Origin of the sequence: Roseomonas indoligenes, from assembly GCF_017813365.1 — a bacterium.
In the GTDB taxonomy this organism is placed as follows: domain Bacteria; phylum Pseudomonadota; class Alphaproteobacteria; order Acetobacterales; family Acetobacteraceae; genus Roseomonas; species Roseomonas indoligenes.
In genome coordinates this window covers 365,830-379,986 of sequence record NZ_JAGIZA010000004.1, presented here as the reverse complement: position 1 = coordinate 379,986, position 14,157 = coordinate 365,830, and the positions used below count along the sequence as shown (strand labels likewise).

The following is a 14,157-nucleotide window of genomic DNA, read 5'->3' as shown; positions in this document are numbered from 1 at the left end:
GTGGGGCGGCCCGGACAGGTGGCAGAGCGGTCGATTGCTCCGGTCTTGAAAACCGGCGTGGGGGCAACCCCACCGTGGGTTCGAATCCCACCCTGTCCGCCATCCTACAGCAGCCCGGCGCGGCACCGCGCGTTCTTCGGGCATGCCGCATGCCGTTCCCCAGGCCAAAACCGTTCCTGCCCCGGCGAGGGATCGCCCGGACAAGGCCCCCTTCGATTTCGACGAGGCCTTCCGCCGGCTGCGCACCATGCTCGCGGACCGGCCCAAAGCCGCGATGTTCGATCTGCGCGACCGGGGCTACGGCTCCCCCTTCGAGCAGCTCGTCTCAAGCCTCATCTCAGCCCGCACCAGGGACGAGACGACCATGCAGGTCTGCCTTCGTCTGTTCGAGGTCGCCCGCACCCCCACGCAGATGGCCGCGCTGGAGGAGGAGACCCTGGTCGAGCTCCTCCACGGCGCCACCTTTCCCAAACCCAAGGCCCGCGACATCCTCGCCCTCTCCCGCCGCATCGAGGACGAGCTGGGTGGTGCCGTGCCGGACACGATGGAGGGCCTGACCGCCTTCCGCGGCGTCGGCCCGAAGATCGCCGCCCTCACCCTCGGCGTCGCCTTCGACCACCCGGTCATCGCCGTGGACATCCATGTCCACCGCATCGCCAACCGCTGGGGCATCATCGCCACCACCACGCCGGAACGCAGCATGGCGGCGCTGGAGAAGGTGCTCCCCCGTCCCTATTGGATCGAGATCAACGAGCGCCTGGTCCCCTTCGGCAAGTTCGTCTGCACGGGGGAGCGGCCGCACTGCTCCACCTGTCTCCTGCTGGACATGTGCCGGCAGGTCGGCGTCACGACCGCGCGGTGACCATCGCGGATGGCTGGCCCGCTCCCCGGCCGGCGCGCTAGGATCGCAACGTGAACGCGCTCACCCCGCCCCGCGCCCGGCTTCCGGTCGAGGTCGTCTTCGACCTCGTCTGCCCCTGGTGCTTCATCGGCACACGCCGCCTCCGCCGCGCCCTCCGCGCCCGGCCGGAACTGGTGGTGGACCTGATGTGGCGCCCCTTCCTCCTCAACCCGGAGCAGCCAGCGGGCCGCGACCCCTTTGCCCGCCGCCCCGGGGGCGCGGACCGGACCCGCCGGCTGCACCAGACGCTGACGGATATGGGCCGGGCTGAGGGCGTGCCCTTCCGCTTCGACCTGATCCACCGCACTCCGCCATCCCTGGACGCCCACCGCCTGGTCCGGCTGGCCGCCCGCCGCGGCGTCGCGGAGGAAGTGGTGGACCGGCTGTTTCTCGCGCATTTTGCGGAGGGCGCGGACATTGCCGACCACGCGACGCTGGCCGGGATCGCCGCGCTCGCCGGGCTGGACCGCGCGGGAACCCGACGCTTCCTGGCCGGGGAGGTCGAGGTAGACGCGGTAGGGGCCGAGAACCTCCGCGCCCATCGCCTGGGCATCAACGGCGTCCCCTGCTTCGTCATCGCCGGCCGCCACGCCATCGCGGGCGCGCAGGAGCCGGAGGTGCTGCAGCGGCTGCTGGACGTGGCCCTGGCGGAAGTCGCGTGAAGCGCCGTGCCGCCCTCCTCCTCCCGCCCGCTCTCGCGGCGGGCCAGGCGGCGGCGCAAGGGGCGGAGCAGGGCGGGGCGGTGGACCTTCTCCTCGTTCTCGCCATCGACGCATCCGGCAGCATCGACGCGGACGAGTTCCGCCTGCAGCGCGAGGGCTGCGCCGAGGCCCTCACCCACCCCGCCGTCCTCTCCGCGATCACCGCAGGCCCCCGTGGCTCCATCGGCGTCGCCCTGGTTGAGTGGGGCGCGCCGGGCGGCGCCGCAACGGTGGTGGACTGGCATAGGGTCACCGGAAGCAGCGACGCGCAGGCCCTCGCCCGTGCCGTGATCGAGGCCCCCCGCTCCCGCCAGTCCTGGAATGCGATCGGCGATGCGGTGGATCATGCGGCCTCCCTCATCGCCGCTGCACCCTGGCCGGCGCGGCATCGCGTGATCGACCTCTCCGGCGATGCGCCGGACATGCGGAGCATCAACCCCGTCGAGGTGGCCCGGCGGGCCGCCGCAGCGCAGGGCATCACCGTGAACGCCCTGGCGATCGAGGGCGGGCGCCCCGGCCTGACCCGGACCTACGAGGAAACGGTGATCGCCGGGGATGGCGCCTTCGTCATGACCGCCGACAGCCGCGCCGACTTCGCCCGCGCCCTGCGCGCGAAGCTCATTCGGGAAATCGCCTGAGGGAAAGGCGAGCCCGGGATCAGGCCGCCTTCGCCTCCCCCGCGACCCGAAGCAGCGCCTGCAGGATTTCCCGCGCCACCTTCACGCGCTGCGGCAGCTGCATCTCCCGCACCACGGCCAGCTTGTGGTCCGGACGCAGCTTCACCGCGCCTTTCTGCGACACCACCCAGTTCGCCAACCCACCGGGGTTCACGAACTGGTTGCGACGGAAGGAAAGGACGATGCCCTTTGGCCCGGCATCCAGCTTCTCCACCCCGGCCTCACGGCACATGCGCTTGATGGAGACCACCTGCAGCAAGTTCTCCACCTCCTCCGGAACCGGCCCGAAGCGGTCGGCCATCTCCGCCGCCATGGCCTCGATCTCCGCCTCGTTCGCAAGCCCGCTGATGCGGCGGTAGAGGCCCAGCCGCACGGGGAGGTCGCGCACGTAGTCCTCGGGGATCAGCACGGGAAGGCCGAGGTTGATGTTCGGCGTCCACTCCCGATCCGGCGCCTCGCCCTTATGGCCCTTCCCGCGCTGGCGGTTGCGGATGTCCTGCACCGCGTCCTCCAGCATCTGCTGGTAGAGCTCGATCCCGACCTCCCGCACATGCCCGGATTGCTCGTCACCCAGCAGGTTGCCCGCGCCGCGGATGTCGAGGTCGTGGGAGGCGAGGGTGAAGCCGGCGCCGAGGTTGTCCAGCGTCTGCATCACCTCCAACCGCTTCTGCGCCGCGGCCGAAAGGCGGTGCGACTGCGGCCAGGTGAAATAGGCGTAGCCCCGCAGCTTCCCGCGCCCGACGCGCCCGCGCAGCTGGTACAGCCCGGCCAGGCCGAACATGTCGGCGCGGTGGATCAGCAGCGTGTTCACCGCCGGCATGTCCAGCCCGCTCTCCACGATGTTGGTGGAGAGGAGGATGTCGTACTTGCCGTCGCCGAACTCCGTCATGACCTTCTCGAGATCGGTGGCGGAGAGCCGGCCATGGGCCTGGGCGATCCGCACGTCCGGCACGATCTCGGCCAGCCGCGTGGCGACCTTCGGCAGGTCCTCCAGCCGGGGCACGACGCAGAACACCTGCCCGCCGCGGAAGCGCTCACGCTGGATCGCCTCCCGGATCACCACGGAATCCCAGGGCATGATGAAGGTTCGCACCGCCAGCCGGTCCACCGGGGGAGTCGCGATCACGCTCATCTCCCGTACGCCTGAGAGGGCGAGCTGAAGCGTGCGCGGAATGGGCGTCGCGGTCAGCGTCAGCACGTGCACATCGGCCTTGAGCGACTTCAAGCGCTCCTTGTGCGCCACGCCGAAGTGCTGCTCCTCGTCCACGATGACCAGGCCGAGATCCGCGAACTCCACCCCCTTGGCCAGCAGCGCATGGGTGCCGACGACGATATTGATGGTGCCGTCCTTCAGCCCCGCCTTCACCAATGCCTGTTCCTTCGGCGTCACCATCCGCGAGAGCTGGGCCACCTTCACCGGCAGCCCCTCGAAGCGGCGGGCGAAGTTGCGGAAGTGCTGGCGGGAGAGGAGCGTGGTGGGCACCACCACGGCCACCTGCGCGCCGGTCATCGCGACCACGAAAGCCGCGCGCAGCGCCACCTCGGTCTTGCCGAAGCCGACATCGCCGCAGATGAGGCGATCCATCGGCTTGCCGGCGGAAAGGTCCTCCAGCACGTCGGAAATGGCGCGGAGCTGGTCGTCGGTCTCCGCGAAGGGGAAGCGGGCGCAGAACTCGTCCCAGGCGCCCTCGGGCGGGGTGGCCATCACGCCCTCCCGCGTCTGACGCTCCGCGGCGGTGCGTATCAGCTGCGCCGCCATGTCCTGGATGCGCGACTTCGCCTTGGCCTTGCGGTTCTGCCAGGAGACGCCGCCCAGCTTGTCGAGCGCCACCCCGGCGGCATCGCTGCCGAAGCGGGTCAGGACCTCGATGTTCTCGACGGGCAGGAAGAGCTTGTCGCCACCGTCGTAGATCAGCCGCAGGCAGTCATGCGGCGCACCGCCGGCATCCAGCGTTTGCAGCCCATCGTAGCGGCCGATGCCGTGATCGATATGGACGACGAGGTCGCCCTCCTCGATCTCGGTCGCATCCGCGATGAACTGGTCCGCGCGCTTGCGGCGGCGCGGCGGGCGAGCGATGCGGTCGCCCAGCAGGTCCTGCTCGCCGGTCACGGAGATGCCAGGCTCGCCGTCGGCGCCCGGCGTCCCGATGAAGCCGCGCTCCAGCCCCCATACCGCCAGTCCGGTCACCCCCGGTGGCAGCTTCTGCACCTCCGGCCAGTGCTCGACGAGCTGGTTGGGGATCTGGTGCTCCCGCATCAGGTTGCCCAGTCGCTCCCGCGACCCGCGGGTCCACCCCGCCAGAACCACTCGGCGCCCCTGCCCGGCCATTGCGCGGGCATGCTCGTGGAAGGCCTCGAAGACATTGCCGCCGGCCTGCCGCACCTCGATGAAAAGGCGGCCTTGGCGACCCCCGGCCTCGATCCCCTCGGCGCCGTCGGACTTGCCGAAGGGGTTGAAGCGCAGCACCGGCCCGCCGGAGAGCATCCGGTCCCAGCCCTTGCGGTCCAGGTACAGGCGGCGCGGCGGCGCGGGCCGGTAGGGGCTCTCCCCCTCGCGCGGCGGAAGGCGGCGGGCCTCGTAGTGGTCCTCGATCGTCTCCAGCCGAGCGTCCAGCGCGTCCTCGGCCTGGTGGTCCAGGCTGGTGGAGGCCGGGCCGAGATAGTCGATCAGCGTCTCCATGCTCTCATGGAACAACCCGGCCCAGTGCTCCATGCCCGGGTGCCGCTGGCCGGCGGAGATGCTGACGTAGAGCGGATCGTCCCCCGCCGCCGGGCCGAAAAGATCCCGGTACTCCGTGCGGAAGCGCGTAATGGAGTCCGGGTCGAGGAAGACCTCGCCCATCGGGCGGAGCCAGAGCTCGTCCAGGGCCTCGCCGCTTCGCTGGGTACCCGGATCGAAGCGCCGCAGGCTCTCCACCTCGTCCCCGAACAGGTCCAGGCGGACCGGGTCCGGCTCCCCGGCCGGGTAGAGGTCGATGATGCCTCCGCGCACCGCGTACTCGCCCGGTTCCATCACCGTGCCGGCACGCCCGTAGCCATTCGCCTCCAGGAAAACGGTCAGCTTCTCCGGGTCGCAGCGCCCGGCCTTGGCGATCCGCATCGTCGCGCCCTGGAACACCGCGCGGGGGGGCACCTTCTGCACCAGCGCGTTCACCGTGGTCAGCAGGATGCGCGGGCGGGACGGGGCCTCCATCAGCCGAGTCAGCGTCGCCACCCGCTCCGCCGTGATCTCCGGATTGGGGGAGACGCGGTCATAGGGAAGGCTATCCCAGGCCGGGAAGGTCAGGACCTCCACATCGGGCGCCAGGAAGGCCAGGGCCTCCGCCATGCGCTGCATCCGAGCATCGTCCCGGCACACATGCAGGACCCCGCCCGCCTCCTCCGCCCGGCGACGGGCGACGAGGAGCCCGTCGTATCCCTCGGGGGCGCCATAAACCTCCAGCCCGGCCATTCAGATATCCTGCGTTCCCTGGTTCCGCATGCCCTCGGGCAGCCCGGCGCCGGGGGCGGCGCTCGCCTCCATCAGGCGCAGCATCATCGGCGACTGCAGCTCGGCCGGTACGGGGCGGCGGCCGGTCAGCCAGTCCGTGAGGTCCGCGTCCTGCAGCTCCAGCAGCTCCTCGACCTCGTCCAGCTCCTGTTCGGAGAAGGATTCGATCCGGTCGCCCACGAACCCGCCGACCAGCAGATCCGTCTCCTTCGTACCCCGATGACGGGCGCGAAACAGCAAACGCCGCCGGCGCGGGGAGAGTTCGTCCGGTTCGTTATCCATCGGCGGGGCCCCGTTCGGCATTCGTTCGTGGCGTGCCATATAGCCGCCAGCGCGAATCATGCCAGCCCAAGACCCCCTCGCCCCCCTTTTCGACCCGATCGAGAGCCTGCCCGAGGCTGCCGGGCGCGCGCGCCACCTGGCGGATGCCGCCGGGCCGCGGGTGCTGGACCTGCTGCTGCACCTGCCCGAGCGGTACATGGACCGCTCCCGCGTGATCCGGCTGGCGGATGCCGCCGATGGCGACATCGCCACCGTTCCCCTGCTGGTGGAGGAGGTGATCGCGCCCCGGAACCCGTCCCAGCCCTGGGTCGTGAAGGCGAGCAGCGAGCGCGCCCTCCTGGACCTCGTCTATTTCCTGCGTGCCAAGTGGGTGGGCCCCTGGCTGCACCGCGCCTTCCCCGAAGGGGCCGCCCGCACGGTATCCGGCCGCGTCCGCCGCTACGGGGCCAAGTGGCAGATGGACGCGCCGGAGTTCGTCTCTCCCCCGGACACCATTCCCGTCGTGCAGCCAGTCTGGCCGCTGGTGAAGGGATTGGGTGCGCGCGACGTGGCAAAGGCCATGGGCGGCGCCCTGGCCCGCCTGCCGGAGATGCCGGAATGGCAGGATCCCGCCCATCTCCGCCGCCGCCGCTGGCCGGGCTTTTCCCAGGCCTTGCGGCTCCTTCAGGCCCCGGTGGCTGTCCCTCCGCCCGAGATCACGGACCGCCTGGCCTATGACGAGCTCCTGGCCGGGCAGATCGCCATCGGCCTTGTCCGCCGCGCCGTGCTGGAACGCCCGGGCCGCCCCCTCCTGGGCGACGGCACCCTCCGGGCGCGAGCCCTGGCCGCCTTCGGCCACGAGCCGACGGACGCCCAGGCCCATGCCCTCGCGGAGATCGACGCCGATCTTGCCGCCCCGCGCCGGATGCTGCGCCTCCTCCAGGGCGACGTGGGCAGCGGCAAAACGCTGGTGGCGCTGATGGCCATGCTCCGCGCCGTGGAGGCAGGTGCCCAAGCCGCCATCATGGCACCCACGGAAATTCTGGCCCGCCAGCACCTCCGCACCTTCCAGCGCTTGGCCGGCGCGGCCGGGGTGGAATGCGCCCTGCTGGCCGGCAGCGTGAAGGGGAAGGAGCGCAGCCGGGTGCTGCGTCGCTTGGCCGACGGCTCCCTTCCGCTGGTCGTCGGAACACATGCCCTGTTCCAGGAGGGCGTGCAGTTCCGCGACCTTGCCCTGGTGGTGGTGGATGAGCAGCACCGCTTCGGCGTCGCCCAGCGACTCATGCTCACGGAGAAGGGCACCGAGACGGATGTGCTGGTCATGACGGCCACCCCCATCCCACGCACCCTCCTCCTCACCCAATGGGGCGAGATGGCCGTCTCGCGCCTGGAAGGCCGCCCGGCCGGCCGGAAGCCTATCGTCACCCGCATCGTCTCCCGCGACCGGAGGGAGGAGGTGCTGGCCGCCCTGCGCCGCGCCTTCGCCAAGGGCGACCGCGCCTACTGGGTCGTCCGTGCGATCGAGGAGGGCGAGGCGCATGACAACGTGGCCGCCGAGACCACCTTCGCCAGCCTGAAGGAGGTGTTCGGCGACAAGGTGCGCCTAGCCCACGGCGCACAGAGCCTGGAGGTGCGGGAAGCCGCCCTGTCGGAGTTCGCGGCCGGGACGGCACAGCTTCTGGTGGCCACAACGGTGGTGGAGGTGGGCGTGGACGTGCCCGAGGCCACGATCATGATCATCGAGCAGGCGGAGCGCTTCGGCCTCTCCGCCCTTCATCAGCTGCGCGGCCGGGTCGGGCGAGGCAGCGCGCAATCCTACTGCCTCCTCCTTCCCTCCGCGGAACTGCTGGAGGGTGAGAAGCGGCGCCTTTCGGTGATCCGGGACACGGAGGACGGCTTCCTTATTGCCGACGCCGACCTTGACCAGCGCGGTGGCGGCGATGCCCTCGGCACCCGGCAGGCCGGGCAGATCGGCCGCCGGATCGCGGACCCGCAGCGCCACGGCGGGCTGGTGCGGGTGGCGCACCAGGAGGCGGAGTTGCTGCTGGAAAAGGACCCCGACCTGTCCCGCACCGATCGCGGCCGGGCTACCCGGGCGCTGCTGGCCCTGTTCGGCCACGACCTCAGCCTCAAGCCTCTCGCGGCCGGGTAACCTTCCGTCGCGCGGCGGGGTCTTGCGCCCCTTCCCGCCCCGCCGTAACCCCAGCGCCGCGGGGGCGTCCCGGTCCCCCGCAGGGTTCCAGCCCTGGGGGGACGTGACCGTGGACGCGCCTTATATAGAGATCGACCGCCTGACCAAGCGCTTCGGCGCCTTCACGGCGGTGGACGACATCTCCTTCACTGTCCATCCCGGCGAGGTGTTGGGCTTCCTCGGCCCCAACGGCGCCGGCAAGTCCACGACGATGAAGATGCTTGCCGGCTTCGTGACGCCGACCATCGGCACGGCCCGCATCATGGGCGATGACGTGACGGAACGCCCCGTCCAGGCCCGCCGCCACCTCGGTTACCTGCCGGAAGGCGCGCCGACCTACCCGGAGATGACCGTCACCGGCTTCCTCCTCTTCACCGCCCGCGCCCGGGGCTATCGCGGGACGGAGGCGGGGGATCGCGTGCACGATGCCATGCGGATGACCCAGTTGGAGGAAGTCCGCCTCCAGCCGATCGAGACGCTCTCGAAGGGCTTCAAGCGCCGCGTCGGCCTCGCCCAGGCCCTGCTGCATGACCCGCCCGTGCTCGTTCTGGACGAGCCAACGGACGGGCTGGATCCCAACCAGAAGCACGAGGTCCGCAACCTCATCGCCCGCATGGCGCCGGAGAAGGCGATTCTCATCTCCACCCACATCCTGGAGGAGGTGGGCGCGGTCTGCACCCGTGCCATCGTCATCGCCCGCGGCCGCATCGTGGCGGACGCCACCCCCGCCGCCCTGGCCGCCCGGGGCCCGGACCTCGACGCCGTCTTCCGCGAACTCACCCAGGAGACCGCGTGATGGGCGCCGTCCTCACCGTCGCCCGCCGGGAACTGGCATCCTACTTCGCCACGCCGGTAGCCTACGTCTTCATCGTCATCTTCCTCGTCATGTCCGGCACCCTCACCTTCACCCTCGGCAACTTCTTCGCCCGCGGCACGGCGGATCTGCAGCCCTTCTTCGCCTTCGTGCCCTGGCTCTTCCTCTTCCTCGTGCCCGCCATCACCATGCGCCTCTGGGCGGAGGAGCGTCGGCTCGGCACGATCGAGCTGCTGCTCACGCTGCCGATCGCGCAGTGGCAGGCGGTGGTGGGCAAGTTCCTCGCGGCCTGGGCCTTCTGCGCCATCGCGCTCGCCCTGACCTTCCCGCTGATCATCACGGTCAACGTGCTGGGGGATCCCGACAACGGCGTGATCGCCGCGGGCTACCTGGGATGCCTGCTGGTGGCCGGCGCCTATCTCGCGATCGGCGCCGCCATTTCTGCGCTGACGAAGAACCAGGTCATCGCCTTCGTGCTCGCTGTCGCGGCCTGCTTCCTTTTTGCGGCCGCCGGCTCGCCCATCGTCACGGAATTCCTCTCCCGCAACCTGCCCTGGATGGCGGAAGCGGCGCGCGGCCTCTCCGTCACGGACCGGCTCGCCGCCTTCTCGCGCGGCGTGATCGCCTTCCGCGACATCCTGTTCTTCACCAGCTTTATCGGCGTGTGGCTCTTCGCCAACGCTATCGCCGTCGACCTGCGCAAGGCGGACTGATCCCGTGAGCGACCTCTCCACCACCCCGGTCGGCGCCCCCAGGCCGCGCGGCCGCAGCACCGCCATCGCCCTCGGCGCGCTCGCCGCCGCCGCGGTGCTCGCCATCGGCGTGAACGTGCTGGCAGACCGCTACCTCTCCGGCGCCCGCATCGACCTGACGGAGCAGCGCCTCTATACGCTGTCGGACGGCACGCGGCGGGAACTTGCGAACCTCCGAGATCCCATCACCCTTCGACTCTTCTACTCCCGGCGCCTCGGCGCCGCCGTCCCGGTCTTCGGCGCCTATGCCGACCGGGTCAGGGAGATGCTGCGAGAATACGCCGCCCTCTCCGGGGGCAAGGTCCGGTTGGAGATGCTGGACCCGGAGCCCTTCTCGGAGACCGAGGACCGCGCCCTCGGCCTCGGCCTTCAGGCCGCACCGCTCGATAACGAGGGCGAGCAGGTCTATTTCGGCCTCGCCGGCTCGAACCTGCTGGATGACGAGCGGACCATTCCCTTTTTCCAGCCGGACCGCGAGCGCTTCCTCGAATACGACCTGACGCGGCTCGTGCACGAGCTGTCCAACCCCGCGCGTCCCGTTCTGGGCGTCATCTCCTCCCTGCCGCTGAACGGCGATCCGCGCGCGATGATGATGCGCGTTCCCGGCGCCGGTCAGCCCTTCCAGGTGATGACCCAGCTCCGCCAGTTCTTCACGGTGAAGGAGGTCGGGCCCGACGCCCAGTCCATCCCCTCAGACGTGCAGGTCCTGATGGTCGCCCATGCCCAGGACCTTCCCGTCACGGCCCTCTACGCCATCGACCAGTTCGTCATGCGCGGCGGCAAGCTGCTGGCGCTGACGGACCCGCACAGCGAGAGCCAGGCCTCCCGCCCCGATCCATCCGGCCGCCCCGTGGGTCCGACAAGCTCCAGCCTGGACCGCCTCTTCAACGCCTGGGGGATCGAGGCGCCCTCGGACAAGGTGGTGCTGGACCAGCGCGGCGCCTGGCGCGTCCGCGCCGCGCCGACGGACCGCGTCGGCTCCGTGGATTACCTCGCCTGGTTCACCGCCCAGGGCGACAGCCTCGACCGCTCGGACGTGGCCGCGGCGGAGCTGAACGGAGTCACCTTCGCCAGCGCAGGCGAGGTACGGAAGCGCGCGGGGGCGACCGTGGAGCTAACGCCGCTCGTCAGCACCTCCCCCCAGTCACAGCTGGTGGATGCCGCCCGCGTGCGCCAGGCACCGGACCCCGCCCGCATCCTCTCCGAGTTCAAGCCGGACGGGGGCCGCCACATCCTCCTCGCCCGCGTCCGCGGCATGCTCCGCACCGCCTTCCCGGAGGGCCCGCCCGCCCTGCCGGAAGGCGTGCAGCGCGCCCCCGGCCTTCCGGCCCATGTCATGCAGACTGGTAGCCCCGCCAACCTCGTGGTGGGGAACGACACGGATATCCTGGAGGACCGCTTCTGGGTCCGGGTGCAGGACTTCTACGGCCAGCAGGTCGCCACCCCCACCGCCGACAACGGCGCGCTGGTGACGAACCTCGCCGATACCCTGGCCGGCGGCGACAGCCTCATCTCGCTCCGGTCGCGCGGCGAGAGCCTGCGCCCCTTCACCCTCGTGGATTCCATGCGCTCGGAGGCTGATGCCCGCTACCGCCAGACCGAGCGCGGCCTGACGGAGCGCCTGCAGGCGACGGAGCGCCGGCTTCGCGAGTTGCGGCAGGGCCCAGCCGGCGCGAATGGCAGCGCCGCGGCCAGCGCCGCCACCGTGATCACCCCGGAACAGCGCGCGGAAATCGACGCTGCCCGGACGGAGATCCTGAACACCCGCCAGCAGCTGCGTGGCGTCCAGCGGGAGCTGCGCCAGGGGATCGAGGGGCTGGAGACCTGGCTCCGGATCCTCAACATCGCCCTCGTGCCCGCGCTGATTACGCTTCTCGCGATCGGCCTGGCCGTCATCCGCGCCCGGCGCCGGGCGGAGGCGCGGGGGTAGCGCCATGCCGCTGAACCGACGCCATCTTCTCGTCCTCGGCGGCGCCGCGGTGGTGGCCGCGGGCGCCGCCGCTCTCCTTGCCGGGCCGGATGAGGCGCCCCCGCGGGCCGAGGCTCCCCTCGCCTTCCCCGCCCTGCCCGGCCGCCTCGCCGCCGCGCAGCGCATCGAGGTGCGGCAAGGGCCGCAGAGCCTGATCGTCCAGCGCGGCGGCGGCGAGGTCTGGACCCTGCCGCAGAAGGCCGCCTATCCCGCCCGCGCCGACAGGGTGCGCTCCCTCCTCGTCGCCCTGACCGAGTTGCGCCTCGCGGAACCCCGCACGGCCGACCCCGAAGCCCTCGCCCGCCTCGGCCTGGACGAGCCGGGCCCGAATACCGCCGCCCTGCTCCTCCGGGTCCTGGACGGCACCGGCGCCCCCTTGGCGGAGCTCGTCGTCGGCCGGCGGAGGATGCGGACCATCGGCGGGCCGGAGGGGCCGGGCGGCGAGACCGCCTATGTCCGCCGCCCCGGCGAGAACCAGTCCTGGCTGGCGGAGGGACGGCTGCCCGTGGATGCCGACCCCAACCTCTGGATCGAGCGGGAGATCGCGAACATCCCGGAGGAGCGCATCCGCCGCGTGTCCGGCACGCGGGACGGGAAGATGGTCGAGCTGGAGCGGGATGAAGGCCCGGATGGCCGCCTCCGCCTCACTGCCCCGGCTAATGCCCCTGCCGCGGACGAGGTTTCCCTCGACGAGGTCGGACGTGCCCTGGAGGGCCTGACCCTGATCGACGTCCGCCCCGAGGCCGAGGCGCCGGGCGATGTTGCCGGAGAGGGACGCTTCACCCTAACCGACAACCTCGCCGTCACGGCGCGGCTCCGGCAGGAGAACGGGAATGTCTGGCTCCTTCTCTCCGCGACCGGGGACGATGAGGCCGCGCGCCTCAACGCCCGCTGGCGCGGCTGGGCCTATCAGGTTGGCGCCTGGAAGCTCCCGGCCTTCGCCCCGAGCCTCGACACGCTGAAGAAGCGCGAGGGGTGAGCGGCCGGGAATACCCGGACCGGCCCTGGGTCGGGATCGGCTGTCTCGCCTTCCGTGGCGAGGACGTGTTGCTGGTCCGCCGCGCCCGCCCGCCGCGCCAGGGCGAGTGGACTGTGCCCGGCGGCGCACAGGATCTGGGCGAGTCAGCTGAGGATTGTGCCCGACGCGAACTCCGCGAGGAGACAGGGATAGCGGTAGGGCCTCTGTCCCTCGTCGCCTGCGTGGACATCGTCCAGCGCGACGAGGCCGGGAACATCCGCTTCCACTACACGATCATCGACTATGCGGGCCGCTGGGCCGCCGGCGAGCCGGTACCGGGAGATGATGCGACGGAGGTGCGCTTTTTCGCTCCAGCAGAACTGGAGGGCCTCGACCTCTGGGACGAGACCCTACGCGTCATCGCCGAGGCGCGGCGGCAACTGCCGCCGCCCTAGTTCTCGGTCACGCGTAGAGCCGCTCATTCTGCAGGTTCTTGTAGAGATCACCCACGAACTCGGCGTAGCCGTTGAAGAGCTTCGTCGGAACGCGCTCGTTGCTGCCCAGCAGACGCTCGGTCGCCTGACTCCAGCGGGGGTGGGCCACCTCTGGATTCACATTGGCCCAGAAGCCGTACTCGCTGGCCTGCAGCTTCTCCCAGTAGCCAACCGGCCGCTCTGCCTGGAAGGTCACACGCACGATCGACTTCGGCGCCTTGAACCCGAACTTCCAGGGGACGATGGCGCGGATCGGCGCGCCGTTCTGCGGCGGCAGGGGCTTGCCGTACATGCCGGTTGCAATGAAGGCCAACTCGTTGCGGGCTTCTTCCATCGTGAAGCCGTCAGAATAGGGCCAGGGATACCAGCCTTGCCGCAGCCCGGGCATGGTGTCGCGCTGCGAGGCCGTCTCGAACACCACGTATTTCGCCTCGGCCCTCGGCGCGGCCAGGCGCACAAGCTCCGACATGGGGAAGCCCGTCCAGGGCACCGTCATCGCCCAGGCCTCCACGCAGCGGAAGCGATAGACGCGCTCCTCGAGGTTCACCTGCTTCAGCAGGTCCTCCAGCCCGATCTCGCGCGGGTTCCCGACGAGACCATCGAAGCGGATGGACCAGGGGCTCACCTTCAGTCGCTGGGCGGCCGCGCTGACGCTCTTGGACGTGCCGAACTCGTAGTAGTTGTTGTAGTTCGTCGAGTCCGCCTCAGGCGTCACGCCGCGCCCGGGCTGGAAGCGGGTGTTGCGCATGGCCGGGCCCTGCGCCAGCGCGCTGTCCGGTGCCAGCGCGGCCCCGGCCAGAGCGGCGCCCGCGCCCAGCGCGGCCCGGCGGCCCAGGACGAGGGCTTCGGGCGTTGCGGCGCTCTCGGGCAGTTCCCAACCGCGGCGGATGCGGATCAGCATTCTGGCCTCCAAGGACAGTCCCTCTCAACTCGGGTCCCGCGCGCCCGA

General features: G+C 70.9%; 12 protein-coding genes and 1 tRNA gene. 10 read left to right on the top strand and 3 right to left on the bottom strand.

Annotation, left to right across the window (positions count from 1 at the left end):
• Positions 1–12: 12 nt before the first annotated feature.
• From J5Y10_RS09265 to J5Y10_RS09250, 4 genes are all read left to right on the top strand, one after another.
• Positions 13–102, top strand: a tRNA-Ser gene (locus J5Y10_RS09265).
• Between the two features lie 40 nt (positions 103–142).
• Positions 143–862: an endonuclease III domain-containing protein gene (locus J5Y10_RS09260; RefSeq protein WP_209372878.1), complete on the top strand. Its 720-nt coding sequence runs from the start codon at positions 143–145 to the stop codon at positions 860–862.
• Between the two features lie 50 nt (positions 863–912).
• The gene (locus J5Y10_RS09255; RefSeq protein ID WP_209372876.1) at positions 913–1,563 is read left to right on the top strand and encodes a DsbA family oxidoreductase; all 651 of its coding nucleotides are present in this window, start codon (positions 913–915) and stop codon (positions 1,561–1,563) included.
• Positions 1,560–2,240, top strand: a complete 681-nt coding sequence (locus tag J5Y10_RS09250; RefSeq protein ID WP_209372874.1) for a DUF1194 domain-containing protein — start codon at positions 1,560–1,562, stop codon at positions 2,238–2,240. The genes J5Y10_RS09255 and J5Y10_RS09250 overlap by 4 nt, the downstream gene beginning before the upstream one ends.
• Before the next feature lie 19 nt (positions 2,241–2,259).
• Here J5Y10_RS09250 and mfd read toward each other — a convergent pair whose 3' ends face one another.
• Positions 2,260–5,730, bottom strand: a complete 3,471-nt coding sequence (mfd, locus tag J5Y10_RS09245; protein ID WP_209372871.1) for a transcription-repair coupling factor — start codon at positions 5,728–5,730, stop codon at positions 2,260–2,262.
• The gene (locus J5Y10_RS09240) at positions 5,731–6,051 is read right to left on the bottom strand and encodes a succinate dehydrogenase assembly factor 2 (RefSeq protein WP_245214460.1); all 321 of its coding nucleotides are present in this window, start codon (positions 6,049–6,051) and stop codon (positions 5,731–5,733) included.
• A 58-nt stretch (positions 6,052–6,109) separates the two neighbouring features.
• Here J5Y10_RS09240 and recG point away from each other — a divergent pair, with 58 nt between their 5' ends.
• The 6 genes from recG to J5Y10_RS09210 all read left to right on the top strand — a co-directional run bounded on the left by recG (position 6,110) and on the right by J5Y10_RS09210 (position 13,169).
• Positions 6,110–8,182 (top strand): ATP-dependent DNA helicase RecG, encoded by a 2,073-nt coding sequence (recG, locus tag J5Y10_RS09235; protein ID WP_209372869.1) that lies wholly within the window; start codon positions 6,110–6,112, stop codon positions 8,180–8,182.
• A gap of 109 nt (positions 8,183–8,291) precedes the next feature.
• A complete protein-coding gene (locus J5Y10_RS09230) occupies positions 8,292–9,017 on the top strand; it encodes an ABC transporter ATP-binding protein (protein WP_209372867.1) in 726 nt (241 codons plus the stop codon).
• On the top strand, positions 9,017–9,748 hold the full coding sequence (locus tag J5Y10_RS09225; RefSeq protein ID WP_209372865.1) for an ABC transporter permease subunit: 732 nt from the start codon (positions 9,017–9,019) through the stop codon (positions 9,746–9,748). The genes J5Y10_RS09230 and J5Y10_RS09225 overlap by 1 nt, the downstream gene beginning before the upstream one ends.
• Before the next feature lie 4 nt (positions 9,749–9,752).
• Complete coding sequence (locus J5Y10_RS09220) at positions 9,753–11,717, top strand: Gldg family protein (protein WP_209372862.1); 1,965 nt, start codon at positions 9,753–9,755, stop codon at positions 11,715–11,717.
• A gap of 4 nt (positions 11,718–11,721) precedes the next feature.
• A complete protein-coding gene (locus tag J5Y10_RS09215) occupies positions 11,722–12,735 on the top strand; it encodes a DUF4340 domain-containing protein (RefSeq protein ID WP_245214459.1) in 1,014 nt (337 codons plus the stop codon).
• Positions 12,732–13,169, top strand: a complete 438-nt coding sequence (locus J5Y10_RS09210; protein ID WP_209372861.1) for an NUDIX hydrolase — start codon at positions 12,732–12,734, stop codon at positions 13,167–13,169. The genes J5Y10_RS09215 and J5Y10_RS09210 overlap by 4 nt, the downstream gene beginning before the upstream one ends.
• A 7-nt stretch (positions 13,170–13,176) precedes the next feature.
• On the opposite strand, the gene msrP is transcribed toward J5Y10_RS09210, so the two are convergent.
• Positions 13,177–14,109, bottom strand: a complete 933-nt coding sequence (gene msrP, locus J5Y10_RS09205; RefSeq protein WP_209372859.1) for a protein-methionine-sulfoxide reductase catalytic subunit MsrP — start codon at positions 14,107–14,109, stop codon at positions 13,177–13,179.
• Between the last annotated feature and the right edge of the window lie 48 nt (positions 14,110–14,157).